Origin of the sequence: Streptomyces sp. NPDC101227 (assembly GCF_044767545.1) — a bacterium.
Classification (GTDB): Bacteria; Actinomycetota; Actinomycetes; order Streptomycetales; family Streptomycetaceae; genus Streptomyces.
Map to the genome: position 1 here is coordinate 412,699 of NZ_JBIWOD010000002.1, position 17,784 is coordinate 430,482.

Consider the following 17,784-nt stretch of genomic DNA (forward strand, 5'->3'; position numbering starts at 1 on the left):
TGGGGGAGTAGTGGGCGGGCGACGCCGGCGTCCGTGCCGTCCGGGCGTTACGAGCCGGCGGGGAAGGGCTGTGTGCGGGCGATGAGCAGTGCGACGTCGTCCGGGTCGTCGGGGCGCCGGAGTTCGCGAAGGAGCCGGTCGCAGGTCTCTTCCAGGGTGTGGTCGGGGGCGTCGAGCAGCCGGCGCAGGGTTTCGAGGCGTTCGTCGATGGCGTGATGGCGGGTTTCGACCAGGCCGTCGGTATAGAGGACCAGCTGGTCACCGGGGGCGAGGGGGAAGCGGGTGGTCACGAAGGGGACGCCGCCGACCCCGAGCGGGGTACCGGTGGGCAGGTCGAGGAGCTCGGGGGGCCGGCCGCTGCGTACGAGGGCCGGGGGAAGGTGCCCGGCGGTGGCGATATGGCATTCGCCGCGGTGCGGATCGTAGGTCGCGTAGACGCAGGTCGCGATGTAGTGCTCCAGCCCTGTCGTGATCTTGTCGAGGTGCTGGAGGACCTGGGCCGGCTCGAGGTCGAGGTCGGCGAAGGCGCTGGTGGCGGTGCGCAGCCGGCCCATGGTGGCGGCGGCGTCGATGCCGCTGCCCATCACGTCGCCCACGACGAGGGCGGTCTTGTCCCCCTCCAGCGGGAGGACGTCGTACCAGTCGCCGCCGATCTCGTAGGTGGCCTGCGCGGGCCGGTAGCGGGAGGCGATCTGCAGACCGGGGAGACGGGGCGGGTGATCGGGGAGCAGGCTGCGCTGGAGGGTCACGGCGGCGTTGCGCACGCTCTGGTGCGAGCGGGCATTGTCGATGCACACCGCGGCGCGGGAGGCCAGCTCCGCGGCGAGGGCGAGGTCGTCCTCGTCGAAGGGCAGTGGGTTGCGGGCGCGGCTGAGGCCCAGGAAGCCGAGGATGTGGCCGCGGGCGGTGAGCGGCGCCAGCATGTAGGAATGCACCCCGGCGCGGGCCAGCAGCGTCGCGGCGTGGTCGTCGCGGGCGATACGGGCCAGGTCCGCGTCGCCGGCGTGGGAGATCAGGATCGGGCGGCCGGTGCGTACGCACTGCGTGGCCAGGCGGTCGGCGTCGAAGGAGGCGATCTGCCCGGGGGGATCGGCGGCCTGGACGGCTTCGGTGGGGTAGGCGGCCTTGACCGCGAGGGCGCGGAAGACCGCGGGGCCGTCCCTGCTGGCCGGACGGTGCTCGTCCAGTACGGAGTCGAGCACATCGACCGTGACCACGTCGGCGAGCTCGGGAACGGTGACCTCGGCCAGCTCCCGGGCGGTCTGGTCCACCTCCAGGGTGGTGCCGATACGGGCGGAGCCATCCGCGATCAGGGCCAGCCGCTGCCGGGCCTCGGCGGCCTCCATGGCGGCCTGATAACGGTCGGTGACATCCACCACCAGGTCGGCCACTCCCAGTACGCGCCCTTGCGGGTCGTCCAGCCGGTACAACGAGATCGACCAGGCGTGCTGGTGACCCGGATCCGCCGGGGTGCGGCCGACGATGGTGGACTGGTCGACCATGGGAACCCCGGTCTCCAGGACCCGTCGCATCGCGGCCTCCGGCACCTCGAACTTCGCGGCCGTCATGATCTCGCGGTAGTGCCGGCCGAGGTGGTCCTCCTCGGGGATGCCGTGCATCCGCTCCAGGGCGGGGTTGACGGCCACGTACCGCAGATCCGTGTCGAGGATCGCCAGCCCGATGGGGGACTGGGAGATCAGCCGGGTGGACAGGGCCACGTCCCGTTCCACCTCGCGCAGCGTCGAGGAGTCGGTGGCGAGCCCCAGGGCGTAGAAGTCGCCGCGGTCGTCCAGCAGCCGCATATTGCGCAGCTCCACCAGCCGCGAGCTGCCGTCCTTGCGCCGGATGGGGAACACGCCGCCCCAGCTCGCGCCGTTCTCCATGACCTCGGCGAACTTCTTGATCACCAGGTCCCAGTGCTCCTCGTTGACGAGCAGCGGCGCGGCGTACTGCCCGAGCGCCTCCGCGGCCGTGTAGCCGTACAGGTCCTCGGCCTGCGGACTCCACAGGACGATCCGCCCCTCGGCGTCCACCAGCACCGCGGCGACACCGAGGAGGTCCAGCAGCCCGCTCGGCTGCGGCGGCCTGTCGTCCGGTTCGCCGGGGTCAGCCGGAAGCCCATCGGCTGTGCTCACCCGGGCCCTCCTTCCGCTCCACGGACCACATGGGCACTCCCCTCGCTCCGGGGCCGTGGCTGCCCACGCGTGCGTGGCCTGCGCCCTCGGCGGGTGAGTGCTTCGGCTTCCATGGTCCCCCCGGACCGGCCGACCGCACACTCTGTCCCCTATCGGCCGGAACGGCATACCGCCGGAACGGCACGCCGCGGGGGCGGTCACGACGGGCATCGCGGCGCCACGGGCCCCGCCGAGCGGCCGATACGCCGGGTAGCCGTCCGGCGCCGATGCTCTACCGCCCTGGTCGACATCCGGCTACGCATCGAAATCGCAGCGTCGCACCGAGCAACGGCCAAGACCGACGACAACGACCGACGGAGGCGGCACGAGGCGGCCCAGCCCGGCCTGATCGCCGACCGCTGACCCCCGCGCCCCCCACATACGACGGGGCCCATAGGTTGACCGGCATGAGAAGACATCTCGCCTTCGAGCGTCTGCACAACTTCCGCGACCTGGGCGGGTATTGCGCCGACGCCGGCCGTACGGTCCGGTGGGGGCTGCTGTACCGCTCCGACTCGCTCGCCAAGCTTGCGGACGGGGACCGGGAGCGCTTCGAGTCGCTCGGCGTCCGCACGGTGATCGACCTGCGGTATCCGTGGGAGATAGCGGCGAAGGGACGCGTGCCGCAGAGCGACGGACTGGCGTACTTCAACCTCAGCATCGAGCATCGGCCCTACGACCAGGCGGAGATCGACCCCGATGTCGACCCCTGGCGCTTTCTCGCCGACCGGTACGCCGAGGTGGCTCTCGACGGCGTCGCGGAACTGACACAGGCGCTGCACGTCATCGCCGCCGCCGATGGCCCGCTCGTCTTCCACTGCGCCTCGGGCAAGGACCGCACCGGCCTCCTGGCCGCCCTCGTGCTCGCCCTGCTGGGCGTCTCCGAGGACAAGATCGCCGAGGACTTCGCCCTGACCGAACTGGCCACGGAACGGTTGATCGCCGACTGGCGTGCCGCCCATCCGGGCCGCCCGCTGCGATGGCCCGGATACGGACGGGCCCCGGCCGAGATCATCCGCCTGTTCATGGCCGGTCTGACCGCCCGCCACGGCTCCCTGCGCCGCTACGCCGCCGACCACCTCGGAGCGGACGACGAGTTGATCGCCCAGCTGCGCAACCGACTTCTGACGGTGTGATCGTCGCGGGCGCCCTGCCTTCCTCGCTGACGGGCAGGAGGTGCGACGCCGGGCCGCCGGGGATGCGTAAACTTCCCGCGGTTGTCGGCCGACGAACGCCGAACGTCTCTGGGGGAGAGCAATGCGTATGCGTACCGGGGTCTATCTCGCGCACCCGCGACCGGGCAGCTTCAATCATGCGGTGTTCGACGCCGTGGTGGACGAACTGCGCGTTCGTGGCTGCCAGGTGTTCGCGCACGACCTCTGCGCCGAGGGCTTCCCGCCCGTGCTGACCGCCGATGAGACGGGAACGGTCCAGTCGGCGCAGTCCTCCGCGTACCCGGCCGAGTCGCAGGTGGCGCTGCACCGGGCGGAGGTGGCCACGCTCGATGCCATGGTGTTCGTGCACCCGAATTGGTGGGGCATGCCGCCCGCCGTTCTCACGGGCTGGGTACAGCGGGTACTGGCACCCGGCGTTGCCTACAAACTCAGTGCGGCGGACGGCGAGCCCGCGGGGCTGCTGAAGGCCGGCCGGGCGCTCGTCCTGAACACCTCGGACACCCCCGCAGACCGAGAAGACAGCGAGTTCGGGGACCCGCTGCACAGGATCTGGTCGGCGTGCGTTCTGCCGTACGTAGGAGTCACCGACGTTCGCCGGGTCGTCTTCCGTACCGTCACCGATTCCACCGATGAGGCACGCGCTTCCTGGCTGCAGCAGGCGCGCGAGCAGGCCGCCGCGCTGCTGGCCTGACACCGACGCGCGCGGCACGCGCCGGGCAGGTCCGCGTCGATTGCCCGCGTCCCCTTGGCAGGGCGCGAGTCAGCCGGCTTGGCGCACGGCGTCGAGCAGTTCGGGCAACGGCCCCTGGAACGACCGGATCATCCGGCGCAACGCAGCCCACTGCTCGGCCGGCACCTGCCCCGCCGCCCAGCGTGCGATCAGTGCCGCGGTCGCCACGTGGAGCGCGGCGCGTCCGCTCCACGCGGCGCGGCTGACGTCCGCGTGCCCCGTGTGCTGCCCCGTTAGAGGACACGCTCCACCACCGCGGCGGGAGGGCCGTGGTCCATGAGGAACAGCGACGGATCGACCGTGTGCCATGCCTCCAGGGCCGCCAGCCGCACGTGGTACGGCAACAGGGCGGCGATACAGCGCAGATGGAAGTTGACGACCTTCCGCTCCGTGCACTCGGCATAGCTCTCGCCCGCTGCGGACATGTCGTCTCCCCGCCTCCCCCTTGCGCCGGCACGGCCGCACGCACGCTACAAGATCACCGGGCGGGGCCGTCCGGCGTTTTCACCGGTCCCGGTGCTGCTCGTCGTCCTGCCCCGGCCCGCCGAGTCCTCCCGTGCTTCCTCACCGCGCCAGCTGTCGGCACAGCGCCACGATGTCCGCGCGAACCCGCCCCATCGCGGCGCGGCAAACGGGCGCCATGGCCCGCCCGCTCACGGGAGCGGCACCCTGCCGCCCCGTCTGCGGTCGCGGCGCCACCCACACCCTCTTGTGCGGCCGCATCACCCCGCGGTGCGGCGGCGCGACCCGCCTCGGATGCTCCGCCTCCCTCGGCGCACTCACCGGCGGCGGAAAGCCCACCGCCGGGCGCGACGGTACGGCCGGCGCCGTCGGCCGACGTGCCCCGCGCCCGCGCGCACGCCCCTCGGCCTTCGCCGCCCTCGCTGCCTTCGACGCCTTTGGTGATCTCGGCGTCTTCGCACCCTCGGGCCGAGTGGTGACCAGCCCCTCCCGCACCGGACGGCCGGAGACGTCCGGTTCCGACGGAGCCGCAGCAATGGTGTGAGGTGGTGAGGGCGACGGTGCCGTCCGCAGGCCGCCCGGTCCCGGCCCCACCACAGTGCAGCCGCACAGCCCTGCGAGCGTCAGCGCCACCAGGGCGCGCCCCCGTGCCGCCCCGAACACCCACGACCGCACCACGGGCAGCGCACCGGGATACCGGCCGGACTTCTCCACCGCCGGGGACCGGCGCCAAGTGATCACGCCCTGACCAACGCCCCCGCGCCCGTGGGCGTCACGCCTTACGCAACACCGTCATCAGGAACCCGCGCAGCGGGTCACCTCGCCGCAGGCCGCCACGCGGGCGACCCCGCCGCCGGGCGGGGCGCCGCGACCTGACCGTGGAGGAGGGAGCGACGAGCCGCTTGCCTTGCGTCCGGCGCGGTCGTTCCGGCCAGATCCGGGAGTGTTTCTCGACATGCCGGCGCGGTTGCCCGCCCGTCCGCACGGCAGTCCGTGCTCCGGCCCGTTCCCGGGTCTCTTGGAAATCCACGCGCAGGGCGAACCGAACCGGTCACAGCGCGGTACGTCTACCGGGGCCTCGCCGGACGCCGGAGGACATCGTCCCGCTGGGCCGGTCGGCGGTGCGAGCCCTGGAGGAGGATCTTGGCCTGCTTCGGTGGCCGGCACCGTCTACCACCCGGGGCACGGGTGTTCGCTAACCTGGATGCGTCGGGTGCCCTGACAAGGGGGGACGGACCAGCAGAAGCAGATACAGGTGAGGTATGGAGGCCAGTCGCGTGCCCGTTGTGAGCCCGCTACGGCGAGAACCGCGAGAGCGGGTGACGGGAGCAGCGGTCCCCGGCGGAGGCCCGGCTCCGGGAGCGAGGCGTCGTGGATGAGGTCGTGCTCACGGCCGCCGGCCTCTACGTCATCGTCCTGCTACGGGCCGGCGGGACATTCGCCGTCGGGTGGCTCGCCGGTGCGGGCGTCAGGCGCGGCAGGCTCGCGGAGCGGATCTCCTCTGCCAAGTTCCAAAGGGCGGAACGGGCGATCCAGCGGTGGGGCGCACCGGTTGTGGCCCTCTCCTTCCTGACCGTCGGTTTCCAGACCGCTGCCAATTTCCTCGCGGGGAGCATGCGTATGCCCCTGCCCCGCTACCTTCCGGCGCTGTTCGTGGGGGGAGCGGGCTGGGCGCTGGTCTACGCGACGGTCGGGATCGGCGCACTGGACCTGCTGGCGAAGCTGTTCGCCGAGAAGACGGTGCTCGGTGTGGCGGCGGTCACCGCCCTCGTCCTCGTGGTGGGCGGCGTGCTGGTGTACCGGCGCAGAAAAGCCCGCCAGGCCAACCGCGAGACCGTAGCCGACGAGGCCTAGTCCTGGAGGGGGCATCGGCCACCCAGCTCGGCGACCGCCTTGCGGCCCGGGCGTGAGGGCAGCGGTCGATTACCGATCCGCCCCCGCATTCGACAGGATGGGCGGCATGACCGAGATCCATACCCCCCGCCTCCTCCTGCGCCGCTGGCAGGACGACGACCTCGCCCCCATGGCGGACATCAACGCCGACCCGCTGGTCATGCGCTGGATCGGCGATGGCACCGTCCTCGACCCGGACCGGACCGCGCAGGCCATCGAACGGTGGGAGGAGGAGTGGGACGACGAAGGATTCGGCCTCTTCGCCGTCGAGCTGCTGGCCTCGGGTGAGCTGGCCGGGTTCGTGGGTCTGTCCGTGCCCGAGTACCTGCCGGACGCGCTCCCCGGAATCGAGATCAGCTGGCGCCTCGGCCGTCAGTACTGGGGGCAGGGTTACGCGTCCGAAGCCGCCCAGGCCGTGCTGGAGTTCGCCCTCCAGGACCGCGGTCTGGACCGTGTCGTCGCCATCGACCGGCCGGGCAACAAGGCCTCCGAGAATGTGATGCACAAGCTCGGGATGGTCTTCGAGCGGGAGACCGTACACCCGGAATTCGGGCATGAGCTGGCCATCCACAGCATCGATCTCACGGAATATCAGGCCTGAGCGGACCGGCATGCGTCCCGGCGCCGACACCGACATCGGCGCCGGGACGCTGTGCGCCAGGGGCGCTTACTTCACATTGAGGCCCGTCCAGGCGGCGCCAACTGCCTTGTACTCGGCGCTCGTTGTGCCGTACAGGTCGCCCGCCGCCTTCAAGGTCGCGGTACGCGCGGCCTTGTAGTTGGTGGTGGAGGTCATGTACGTGGTGAGGGCCTTGTACCAGATCTTCTCGGCCTTGTCCCGGCCGATGCCGGTGACCTTGGAGCCGTCGTACGTGGGGCTGTTGTAGCTGACGCCGCCGATGACCTTGGCGCCGCTGCCCTCGGACAGCAGGTAGAAGAAGTGGTTGGCGACACCGGACGAGTAGTGCACGTCCTTGTCGCCGACGTTGCTCGACCAGTAGTCGGCCGAGGCCCCGTCCTTGCTGGGCTTGTCCATGTAGCGCAGCGGGGTGCCGTCGCCGTTGATGTCGATCTTCTCGCCGATGAGGTAGTCACCGGGGTCGGAGGCGTTCTTGGCGTAGAACTCGGCCGAGGTGCCGAAGATGTCGGACGTGGCCTCGTTGAGGCCGCCGGACTCGCCGCTGTACTCCAGGCCCGCGGTGGCGGAGGTGACGCCGTGGCTCATCTCGTGGGCGGCCACGTCGAGGGAGGTCAGCGGGTGGGAGTTCGCCTCGCCGTCGCCGTACGTCATGCAGAAGCAGCCGTCGTCCCAGAACGCGTTGACGTAGCTGTTGCCGTAGTGGACGCGGGAGTAGGCGCCCTTGCCGTCGTTGCGGATGCCGTTGCGGCCGAAGGTGTTCTTGTAGAAGTCCCAGGTGACGGCCGCCCCGTAGTGCGCGTCGACGCCGGCGGTCTGGCGGCCGCCTCCCCATACGTCGTCCGCGTCGGCGTAGAGCGTGCCCTTGCCCGACGTCTTCTGCTTGAGGTCGTACGTCTTGTGGCCGCCGCGGGCGCCGTCGGTCAGCTGGTAGGTCGATCCGCTCTTGGTGGTGGTGAGCGGGACCTTGCCGCTGTAGGTGCTGGTGCCGGTGCCGGTCTCGATGGCCTCGTTCTGGAACAGCTTCTTGCCGGTGGTCGCGTCGGTGACGACATGCAGTTCGCTGGGCGTGCCGTCCTTCTGGACGCCGGTGACGACGGTCTCGTAGGCGAGAACCGGCTTGCCCGTGGCGGCCCAGATCACCTTGCGCGGCGCGGCGGAGGCGTCGGCCTTGGCGTCCTTCTTCGCGGCGGCGGCGCCGAGGGCGCTCTGCTTCGCGGCGGCGGGGGCGAGGGCGGCGGACGTACTGGGCACGGATATCCGGGCGTTGGTCGCCTTGGTGACGCTGTGGGTGCCGTTCGTGGCCTGGTGTACCACCAGGTCACCGCCGAGAACGGGCAGACCGGCGTAGGTGCGCTCGTACCGGGTGTGCACCGTCCCGTTCGCGTCCTTGATGACGTCCCGGACGACGAGCTTCTCCTGCGCGCCGAGGCCGATCTTCGCGGCCGTGGCGGAGGCACCGTTCTGGGCATCCTGCAACGCGGACGCCCGCTGTGTGGCGGAGAGTTGGACCGCCGAGGCGCCGATCGTGCGGTCCTGCTGCGCACTGGCCGAACCGGCCTGGACACCGACCGCGACCATGGCGGCGGAGGCGACCAGGGCGGCAGCGCGCAGGGTGTTCTTGCGGGGGGTGGACGAGATCCGTCTCAACTCTGTCTCCCTTGTGAGGGCCGCGGGGTCGCGGTCCCAAGAGGCGGCCGGGCAGCCGAGGGGTGGGGTGCCCGGTGGAGCGGAAGTGAATTGAGGGAAGCGTGCCACTAGTTGACTTGTTTTGACAGATCTTCAACAGGTAAGAAACAGCAATTTCACAGTTTCCGTCGCTTCATGACGCGAAGTCAGGAGCTGATGAGGCCGGGACGTACCCGGATGTGACTGCGTGGTGGTTCGGTGGGGGCGGGGCCGGCGACGTCCGCGACCCCGGCGGCGTACACCGGCGGCGGGCCTGGTCGTCGGCGCGGGAGTCCGGGGGGTGCCAGGCGTGCCGGGGGAGCGGGCCGTCGGCCGGAGCCGTAACGGGGGGTGGGCCTCCGGTTATCGCGAGGCAATCGTCCGCCCGTCAGGGCCGGCGCTCCTTGAGGGGCGGGGCCGACGCCTAAAATGTGAGGTAACAGGAGTTACGGGAGTAAACGGGGGAGTACGGCAACCCGAGAAGGCGCCATGCCACCCAGCGGTACGGAGCCGGGCACGCGACCGTCCGGCACGGTGCGTCCCGGTGGTGCACCGGAGCGTGATGATGTCCTGGTCGACGCGGTTGTCCGGGCCGTCGAGGTGACCGGGGCGCATGCCGCGAGCGTGTTCCTGGTTTCCCGCGACCGCCGCTCGCTGGTGCTCAGCGCGGTGTGCGGAACGCCGCCCTCCCTGCTCGGTGGCTGGCAGCGGATTCCGGTGAGCGGTGCCATCCCGGTGGCGGTGGCATACCGATCCGGGCGTACGGTCCATCTGGCCGGCGCCGACGAGACCATGCGGCGGTTTCCCCAGCTCGCCATGGCGTTGCCCTACTCTTTCGGATCCGCCTCGGTGCGGGTGAAGGCGGCGGAATCCGTCTTCGGGGCGATGGCCGTGGTGTGGGCCGCCGGGCCGGAGGGGGAAGGGCTGTCGAAAGCGCAGCGGCGACGGCTGCGCGCCACGGCCGACCGCCTCGGCGCATCGCTCGCGCGGCTGGAGGAGCGCGGCGCCCTGGGCGAGAGCGACACCGTAAGCGCCCCGCTGGTGGTCCCCGTGCGGTCGGCCCCGGCCGTACGAGTGGGCCTGTTCGACTGGAACCTCGACACCGGCGCCCTCGTGGCGGATGACGAGCTGTGCGCGATCTTCGGAATCGACCCCGGCGAGTTCGACGGCCGGGCGGCCACACTGGCCGCCAAGATCGACGACGCCGGCCTTCCCGGCTTCCGGTCCGCCGCCCGCACCGCCGTCGAGGAGGGCCATGTACTGGCTCATGGCCTGCGCATACGGGACGGCGGGGGTGACCGCACCGTCGCACTGTGGGGCCGCGTACCGGAGACTCCCGGCGGTCGGCGGATGCGGTCCCACCTGGTGGGCGCCGTCCTCGACTCCGGAACCGGAATGGCGGCCGTCGAGGCGATCGAACGGCTCACGGACGGCTTCTTCGCGCTCGCCCCGGACGGGCGCGTCACCTACGCCAACCACGGCCTCGAGCGCCTGCTGCGGGTCCGCCAGGACGAACTGCTCGGCCGACGACCCTGGGACGTCCTGCCATGGCTGGCCGATCCCGTATACGAGGACCGGTACCGGGCCGCGATGATCTCCCAGCAGCCCGTCTCCTTCCTCGCCCGCCGCCCGCCCGACCAATGGCTCGTTTTCTCCCTCCACCCGGGCTCGCAAGGCATGACGGGCTGGGCAGCCCGTGTCCGGGGCTCGGTCCCCGCTGATGCCGGACCCGGGACAGCGGTCGCGGAAGAGGTGGCGGCCGGCGCGTCGTCGCCTCCCGTCGCCCCTCGCCTGGGCACTCTCTACCGCGTTCTCCAGCTCGGCAGCGCGCTGACCGAGGCGGTCACCGCCCGCGGCGTGTGCGAAGTCGTCGCCGAGCAGCTCCTGCCCGCATTCGGCGGCCGGCGGATGGCGCTCTACGTGGTGACCGAGCGCCGCCTGCATCTGCTCTTGCAGCGCGGCTACCGCAAGGGCTTTCTCGACCGGTTCGAAGGCTCAACGCTCCGCCGCGGCCTGCCCGTATCGGACGCGCTGATCTCCGGGGCCCCTCTGTTCATCGAGTCACGGGACGAGTTCGCGCGGGCCTATCCCGGGATCCACCCGAGCGAGTCCGGCTCCGCGGCGTTCCTCCCGCTCATCGCCTCGAGTCGTCCGGTGGGCGCCTGCGTCCTCGGCTTCGACGGCGCTCACCGTTTTCTGGGCGACGAGCGGGATCTCCTCACCGCGTTGGGCGGGGTGATCGCCCATGCGCTGCAACGCGCCAGGCTCTACGACGCCGAATTCGCCGTCGCCCACGGTCTCCAGGACGCACTGCTCCCGCACCGGCTGCCCACCCTGCCCGACGTCCGCGTCACCGGCCGCTATCTCCCGGGAACGCGCGGCATGGACATTGGCGGCGACTGGTACGACGTCATCCCCACGCGTGACGGTGTCGCCCTCGTCGTCGGCGACGTCGAGGGGCACAACGTCGCCGCCGCGGCAGTCATGGGCCAACTCAGAAGCGCGGTACGGGCGTTCGCCACGGCGGGTCACCAGCCGGGCGATGTGATCTCCAGTACCAACCGGCTGCTCCTCGACCTCGACCCCGGGCCCCTCGCCAGCTGTTGCTACGTCCGCCTGGACCCCGGCTCGGGCGTCGCGCGCGTGGTCCTCGCGGGCCACTGTCCGCCGTTGTTGCGCCGGCCCGGCGGCTATACGGAGGCCCTTGACCTGCCGTGCGGTCCCCTGCTCGGCGCCGCGGACGTGGACCGGTACCCGGAATCCGATCTGCACTTCCCGCCCGGCTCGATCCTGGCGCTGTACACGGACGGGCTGGTGGAGCGGCGCGGTTCGGACGTCGCCACGGGCATCGACCGGCTGCGGGCCTCGTTGGCCCATGTGCGCGCGGGTTCCCTGGAGGAGCTGGCCGACAAGCTTCTGCTGGACGCCCGTCAGTCCCCGAGCCGGATGGACGACATCGCACTGCTGCTCTGCGAGTACGCCCCCGCCGAGCGCCGCTGACCGGCACGACGGGGCCGCGCCGACATCGGGTTACCGCTCCGAGCCGCCGAGCGCCCAGCCCTGACGCGGTGTCAGGGCCAAGCCGGGCCGCACGCCCGACGCGGGCGGCCCGGTTCCCTCCGTGCACGCCGGGCCCATGGCGCCGATCGCGGCAACCGGCGCGACAGCCGTGCCGGAAGGCTGTCGAATTTTACCATTGTTCCGATTTTGGGCGGTTGCTTGTATGGTCTCTGTGCGCCTCGTTCACGCACGCGTGGGAAACGGGAGAAGCCATGAAGAAGGCCATCGCGACGGCATTCGTCGCCGTATTGTTCAGCGCCGGCGGCGCCGGCATCGCTTCCGCGGCCACCGCCTCGCCGACGCCCCCGCCGGGCGGCGACACCGCCACCGTGACGTTCCACTGCCCGCACCCGCGCGGCACCTTCGCGATCACGGCGGACTCATGGGTGCGGGGCCAGTACGAGTGGTATTACGGCCGGTTCGGCTGCACGCACACACCGTAGCGACGGCCCTGTTCACACCACCAAGGGGGACTCCTCCGGCTCCCCCGACGAGGTCGGCTGGAGCCGTGAGTGGTGGCGGCTGTAGAAGACATAGAGGACCAGGGCGACGGCCAGCCAGCCCGCGAACAGCAGGTAGGTGGCCGGCGGGAGCCCGTGGAGCAGGTAGCCGCAGAAGGCGACGGAGAGCGCCGGTACGACGGGGTAGCCGGGCACCTTGAAGCCGCGGTCCAGGCCGGGTTCCCGGCGGCGGAGGATGATCACGCCGGCGGAGACCACGGCGAACGCCACCAGCGTTCCCATGCTGGTCAGGTCGGCCAGCACATCCAGCGGAACGACCGCGGCGAGCAGCGCCACGAACGCGCCCACGAGGAGGGTGCCCCGCACGGGCGTGCCGGTGCGCAGGCTGACCTTGTGGAAGGCGGCGGGGAGCATGCCGTCGCGCCCCATCGCGTACAGGATGCGGGTCTGGCCGTACAGCACGATCAGCGTGACGCTGACGATGGAGAGCACCGCGCCGGCGGAGAGCAGGGCGCCCGGCCAGCCCGCGCCGGTCACCTTTTCCAGGATCGCCGACAGTCCCGCTTCCTGACCCGTGAAGGCGGTCCAGGGCTGCGCGCCGACGCCGACCAGCGCCACCAGGACGTAGACGGCGGTGACCACGGCCAGCGCGCAGATGATCGCGATCGGCAGCGTCCGCCGTGGATTGCGTACCTCCTCGCCCGCGGTGGAGACGGCATCGAGTCCGATGAAGGAGAAGAACACCGTGGAGGCCGCGGCGCCGACGCCGGCCATGCCCATCGGGGCGAACGGATGGAGGTTCCCCGCGTGGAAGCCGGTGGCGCCGACCACGACGAAGAGTGCCAGCACCCCCAGTTTCAGCAGCACCATCACGGTGTTGACCAGGGCCGATTCCTTCGCCCCGCGGATCAGCAGCAGGGTGCACAGGGCGACCAGGACCGCTCCGGGCAGGTTCAGGGCGCCGCCGCCGCCCGGCGGCGCGGAGATGACGGCGGGCATCTGGAAGCCGAACAGACGCTCTGTCAGATCGTTCAGGTACTGGCCCCAGCTCACCGCGATCGCCGCGCCGGAGACCGCGTACTCCAGCAGCAGGCACCATCCGACGGCGAAGCCGGCGAACTCGCCCAGCGTGGCGTAGGCGTAGGAGTAGGAGGACCCGGACACCGGTACCGCGGAGGCGAACTCGGCGTAGCACAACGCGGTCAGGGCGGCGGTGATCGCCCCGATGACGAAGGAGAGGACGACGGCGGGTCCGGCTTCCGGCACGGCGCTGTTGAGGGCGAAGAAGATCCCGGTGCCGATGGTCGCTCCGACGCCGATCATCGTGAGCTGGAAGGCGCCCACGGTACGGCGCAGGCCCCCGCCGCCCGCGGGCGCCGCGGCATCGGTGAGGAAGGCCGCTACCGGTTTGCGTCGCAGGAGCTGTTGCCGGAGCTGGGGGGAGGGGTGGGGCGGAGGGAATTGACGGGGCGTCATGTGTGGCGGCACGGGGGCGGTCTCTTTCCGGGAGGGGGAGGCGTCGGCGCGTCAGGGAAGGTCGCGCCGCATCAGGTCGTCATACGTCTCGCGGCGGACCACGGCACGCGACTCGCCGTCCCGGCAGAAGATCACCGGGGGCCGCACGGCACCGTTGTAGTTGTTGCTGAGCGAGTAGGTGTACGCGCCGGTGACGGGTACGGCGATCAGATCGCCCGGTCGGGGGTCGCGCAGCGGTACGCCCGTACTGAGGGTGTCGCCGGACTCGCAGTGGCGGCCCACCAGGCGGCAGGGCTCCCCGCCGCCGACCCGGGTGGCGACGGTGGCCTCGAAACGCTGACCGTAGAGCGAGACCTCCAGGTTGTCGCCCATGCCGCCGTCCACCGCCACGAAGGTCTCGCCGCCACTGCGTTTGACGGTCACCACGCGGTAGAGGGAGACCCCCGCCTCGGCCACCATCGAGCGGCCCGGCTCGATCAGCAGGCGGGCATCGGACGGCAGCAGCGCCCTCGCCACGTCCACCACCGCGTCCAGATACTCCTCGACGCTCGGCGGCCGGTCGTCGTAGGTGTAGCGGGCGCCGAGCCCGCCGCCGACGTCGTACACCGCGAACTCGCCGAGCTCCGCGACCGCCGCCACCGCCCGGGCGAACGGCTCGGTGTCGAGGATCTGCGACCCCACATGGACGTGCACGCCGTCCAGGCGGAGCCGGTCGCTGCCCCGCAGGCGGGCGATGGCCTCGCGCGCCTGCGGCACCAGCAGCCCGAACTTCGAGCCGCGCTGCCCGGTGGCCACCGCCTCGTGGGTGTCGGGCCGGATGTCCGGGGTGACCCGTACCAGCACGGCCTGCTCGCGGCCGGGGTACTCGGCGAGGATCCGTTCCAGGCGGTCGATGTCGTCGAAGTTGTCGATGACGATCAGGCCGGCCCGGGACTCGACGGCCATCCGCAGTTCCCGCTCGGTCTTGGCGTTGCCGTGCACGACCAGACCGGACGGGTCGGCGCCGGCGGCGAGGGCGAGGGTGAGTTCGCCGCCGCCGGCCACGTCGATGCTCAGGCCCTCCTCGGCGAGCAGGCGGTAGACGGCCGTGCAGGGGAACGCCTTGGAGGCGAAGGCGACGCGGGAGTCCGGCCAGCGGGCGGCCAGCCCGTCGGCGTACCGGCGTGCCCGCGCCCGTAGCGCGGACTCGTCGACGAGCAGCGCCGGCGTCCCGAAGCGCTCGGCCACCTCGGCCACCTGGCATCCGCCGATGACGAGGCCGCCGTCCTCGCCGATCACGGTGCCGGGCGGGAAGAGCCCGAGAAGCTGGTCGGCGGGGTATCCGGGCGTCGCGGTCCGGGATGACATGGACCTCTCCTTGCTGACTGAGGGGGCGGGCCGGTTCGGTCGCCCGGCGCGGAGGGCCCCGCGCCGCGGGCTGCCGGCCGCCGCATGCTGGTGTGGTCCGCTCCCGGAAAGCCTTCGGGGACGGTGCGCACCATGCTCAGAGGCCGCACCCCTCGGCGTCTTTGTCGCGATCGCCTACGATCGGCCCATGGATCTGCCGAATACGCCAAGCTTTGGTGGCACCAGCGAGGAGCTCTTCGCCCTGACCAACGCCATGGCCGCGGTCATCGGCGGATCGGTGGCGATCGAGGACCTCGAGCACTGCGTCCTGGCCTACTCCTCCCTCCCCGGCCAGCGCATCGACGAACTGCGCCGCCGCGGCATCCTGGAACGACGCGTCCCCGACCAGCCCGAGCAGCTCCGCCAGTACCGCGACGTCCTCGCCACGTCGGGCGTCGTCCGGCTGCCCACCCTCGCCCCGGACGAGCTGCCCCGCGTCGCCGTCGCGATCAAGGCGGGCGATATGCCGCTCGGCACCATCTGGGCGATCGAAGGCGACACCCCGATCAACGAGGCCGGCGAACGCGCCCTGCTGGACGGCGCCCGACTCGCCGCGCTGCACATGCTGCGCCACCGCAGCGCCGCCGAACTCGATCTCCAGGCCCGCGAAGACGCGCTGCGCAGCGCGCTGGGCGGCCATCACAGGGCGGCGGAAGTGCGCTTCCACCTCGGTCTGCCGGACCGGCCCCGGCTGACGCTGCTCGGCTTCGCCCCGGCACACCGCCCGGACCGCGAAGCGCCCGCCGTGGTCCGCCTCGCCGCCGCCGCGACCCGGCACTGGGCCGCGGTGCATGCCGAGGCGTCGGTGGCCGCCATCGGCCGTACCGTCTATGCGCTGTTGCCCGCCGAAGCCCCCGGCGACGTCCGCCGCCTCGCCGACCAGGCGGTCGCCGCCCTCGGCCGGTCGCTGGGCGAGACCCTGCGCGCGGCCGTCAGCCCCACCGTCGCCGACCCCGCCGAACTGCCCGCACTGCGCGCCGAGGTGGACGACATCCTCCGGGTCACCACCGCCGACCCGGACGCCCGGCCGGTCGCGGACCTCACCGACACCCACGCCCGCGTGCTCCTGCTGCACCTCGCCGACGAACTGACGCGCCACCCCCGGCTCCACCACCCGGGCATCAACGCCATGGTCGAGCACGACCGCACCCGGCACACCGACTACGCCGCGTCGATCACCGCCTGGCTGGACGCCGCCGGCAACATCGCGGACGCGGCGCAGCGGCTGACCATCCACCCGAACACCCTCAAGTACCGGCTGCGGCGCGCCCGCGAACTGTTCGACCTCGACCTCGGCCACCCCGACGACCGGCTCTCGTGCTGGCTGCAACTGCGACTGCTGCGCCGCCCGGATCCGCATGATCCCGATCACGAAGCGCCGTAGCCGCCGAAAATCGGTACTCGCCCGGCCCTCCTGCACGTGACAATCAAGGTCCACTACCAGGAGGAACACATGAGCCAGGCGTACCTGACTCTCCACGAACTGCTGCCGCCGCAGGAATTGACCGCCGCCCTCGACGCCGGGCACATCACCCGCAAGCGCCACCCCGAACTGCCGCTGTCCCTCTACTCGTACACGAGGGCCTGCCAGTACGAGCGCGTGTGGAACGAGGCGACGCTGCGCTGCCGCGGCCTGGTCGCCGATGACGTCACCGGCGAGATCGTGGCGCTGCCGCTGGCGAAGTTCTTCAACGTCGGTGAGCACGGCACCGGTCAGCCGTACGCGCCGGCGCTGCCGGACGAGCCGTTCGAGGTGTACGACAAGGTCGACGGCAGCCTCGCGGTGCTCTTCCACTACGCCGGCCGGTGGCACGTCGCCACCAGGGGATCGTTCACCAGCACCCAGGCGACATGGGCCCAGCGCCTGCTGGAGAGCAAGGACACCTGTGCCCTGGTGCCCGGAGTCACCTATCTCGCCGAGATCCTGTACCCGCAGAACCGCATCGTCGTCGACTACGGCGACCGCCGGGACCTGGTGCTCCTCGCCGCCATCGCCAAGGACGGCACGGAGATACCCCTGGCCGACGCCGCGGCCTGCTGGCAGGGCATCGGCTCGGTCGTCACCGTCTGGCCCGGCATGCCGCTCGCCGAACTCCTCGCGCTGGCGGAGTCCAACCAACTGCCCGGCGGCCGCGCCGCCACCGGCACGGACGCGGAGGGTTTCGTGCTGCGCTTCGCCTCGGGCGTGCGGGCGAAGGCCAAGCTCTCCGAGTACATACGCCTCCACAAGGTGCTCACCGGCGTGAGCGAGCGGGACATCTGGCGCGGCCACGGCATCCAGCGCTTCGCCGGCCTGCCCGCCAAGCAGGTGGCCCAGGCGCTGGGCTGCTCGGCGTCCGACATCGAGGAGTCCGGGGGCAGGCCGTTGGACGCGCTGCTGGAGCAGGTACCCGACGAATTCGACGCCTGGGTGCGCGAGGTGATCGCGCGGATCGAGAAGGACGTGGCCGACCGCGAGCGCGCGATCGACGAGGCGTATGCCTCCCTCGCCCCGCTCGCCGCCGACCGGGGCGCCTTCGCCCGCGCCGCGAAGGCGCTGCCGGACGCCGCCGTCCGCCCCGCCATGTTCCAGCGCCTGGACGGGCGTCCCACCGAGCTGGTGACGTACCGTTCCGTCCGTCCCGAGACAGCGGACCCTTTCGCAACCGACGAGGAGAACTGA

Annotated in this window: 14 protein-coding genes; 9 read left to right on the plus strand and 5 right to left on the minus strand. The window is 71.7% G+C overall.

Going from position 1 to position 17,784, the window contains the following annotated elements:
- Window positions 1-47: 47 nt before the first annotated feature.
- A complete protein-coding gene (locus tag ACIRPT_RS05635) occupies window positions 48-2,135 on the minus strand; it encodes a SpoIIE family protein phosphatase (RefSeq protein ID WP_403822655.1) in 2,088 nt (695 codons plus the stop codon).
- Between the two features lie 446 nt (window positions 2,136-2,581).
- Here ACIRPT_RS05635 and ACIRPT_RS05640 point away from each other — a divergent pair, with 446 nt between their 5' ends.
- A complete protein-coding gene (locus tag ACIRPT_RS05640) occupies window positions 2,582-3,310 on the plus strand; it encodes a tyrosine-protein phosphatase (RefSeq protein WP_403822658.1) in 729 nt (242 codons plus the stop codon).
- A 121-nt stretch (window positions 3,311-3,431) separates the two neighbouring features.
- Window positions 3,432-4,040 carry an NAD(P)H-dependent oxidoreductase gene (locus ACIRPT_RS05645; protein ID WP_403822661.1) on the plus strand — a complete coding sequence of 203 codons (609 nt, stop codon included), beginning with the start codon at window positions 3,432-3,434 and terminating at the stop codon, window positions 4,038-4,040.
- Window positions 4,041-4,312: 272 nt separating this feature from the next.
- Here ACIRPT_RS05645 and ACIRPT_RS05650 read toward each other — a convergent pair whose 3' ends face one another.
- Window positions 4,313-4,504, minus strand: coding sequence for a hypothetical protein (locus tag ACIRPT_RS05650; protein ID WP_403822664.1), 192 nt, complete (start codon window positions 4,502-4,504; stop codon window positions 4,313-4,315).
- A 170-nt stretch (window positions 4,505-4,674) separates the two neighbouring features.
- Between ACIRPT_RS05650 and ACIRPT_RS05655 the strand changes: the two genes are divergently transcribed.
- From ACIRPT_RS05655 to ACIRPT_RS05665, 3 genes are all read left to right on the plus strand, one after another.
- A complete protein-coding gene (locus ACIRPT_RS05655; RefSeq protein ID WP_403822666.1) occupies window positions 4,675-5,085 on the plus strand; it encodes a hypothetical protein in 411 nt (136 codons plus the stop codon).
- 827 nt (window positions 5,086-5,912) lie between these two features.
- Window positions 5,913-6,395, plus strand: a complete 483-nt coding sequence (locus ACIRPT_RS05660; RefSeq protein ID WP_403822669.1) for a DedA family protein — start codon at window positions 5,913-5,915, stop codon at window positions 6,393-6,395.
- A gap of 106 nt (window positions 6,396-6,501) precedes the next feature.
- Window positions 6,502-7,035 carry a GNAT family N-acetyltransferase gene (locus ACIRPT_RS05665; RefSeq protein ID WP_403822671.1) on the plus strand — a complete coding sequence of 178 codons (534 nt, stop codon included), beginning with the start codon at window positions 6,502-6,504 and terminating at the stop codon, window positions 7,033-7,035.
- A 66-nt stretch (window positions 7,036-7,101) separates the two neighbouring features.
- On the opposite strand, the gene ACIRPT_RS05670 is transcribed toward ACIRPT_RS05665, so the two are convergent.
- Window positions 7,102-8,652: a M4 family metallopeptidase gene (locus ACIRPT_RS05670; protein WP_403823390.1), complete on the minus strand. Its 1,551-nt coding sequence runs from the start codon at window positions 8,650-8,652 to the stop codon at window positions 7,102-7,104.
- 576 nt (window positions 8,653-9,228) lie between these two features.
- On the opposite strand from ACIRPT_RS05670, the gene ACIRPT_RS05675 reads away from it, so the two are divergent.
- Both ACIRPT_RS05675 and ACIRPT_RS05680 read left to right on the plus strand, forming a co-directional pair.
- Window positions 9,229-11,739, plus strand: a complete 2,511-nt coding sequence (locus tag ACIRPT_RS05675; RefSeq protein ID WP_403822674.1) for a SpoIIE family protein phosphatase — start codon at window positions 9,229-9,231, stop codon at window positions 11,737-11,739.
- 272 nt (window positions 11,740-12,011) lie between these two features.
- On the plus strand, window positions 12,012-12,242 hold the full coding sequence (locus ACIRPT_RS05680) for a hypothetical protein (protein WP_403822676.1): 231 nt from the start codon (window positions 12,012-12,014) through the stop codon (window positions 12,240-12,242).
- A 12-nt stretch (window positions 12,243-12,254) separates the two neighbouring features.
- On the opposite strand, the gene ACIRPT_RS05685 is transcribed toward ACIRPT_RS05680, so the two are convergent.
- Entirely contained in the window at window positions 12,255-13,736 is a 1,482-nt protein-coding gene (locus tag ACIRPT_RS05685; RefSeq protein WP_403822679.1) for an APC family permease, read from the minus strand.
- A 51-nt stretch (window positions 13,737-13,787) separates the two neighbouring features.
- On the minus strand, window positions 13,788-15,083 hold the full coding sequence (gene lysA / locus ACIRPT_RS05690) for a diaminopimelate decarboxylase (protein ID WP_403822682.1): 1,296 nt from the start codon (window positions 15,081-15,083) through the stop codon (window positions 13,788-13,790).
- 187 nt (window positions 15,084-15,270) lie between these two features.
- Here lysA and ACIRPT_RS05695 point away from each other — a divergent pair, with 187 nt between their 5' ends.
- Both ACIRPT_RS05695 and ACIRPT_RS05700 read left to right on the plus strand, forming a co-directional pair.
- Window positions 15,271-16,506: a PucR family transcriptional regulator gene (locus tag ACIRPT_RS05695; RefSeq protein ID WP_403822685.1), complete on the plus strand. Its 1,236-nt coding sequence runs from the start codon at window positions 15,271-15,273 to the stop codon at window positions 16,504-16,506.
- Between the two features lie 69 nt (window positions 16,507-16,575).
- Window positions 16,576-17,784 carry an RNA ligase gene (locus ACIRPT_RS05700; protein WP_403822688.1) on the plus strand — a complete coding sequence of 403 codons (1,209 nt, stop codon included), beginning with the start codon at window positions 16,576-16,578 and terminating at the stop codon, window positions 17,782-17,784.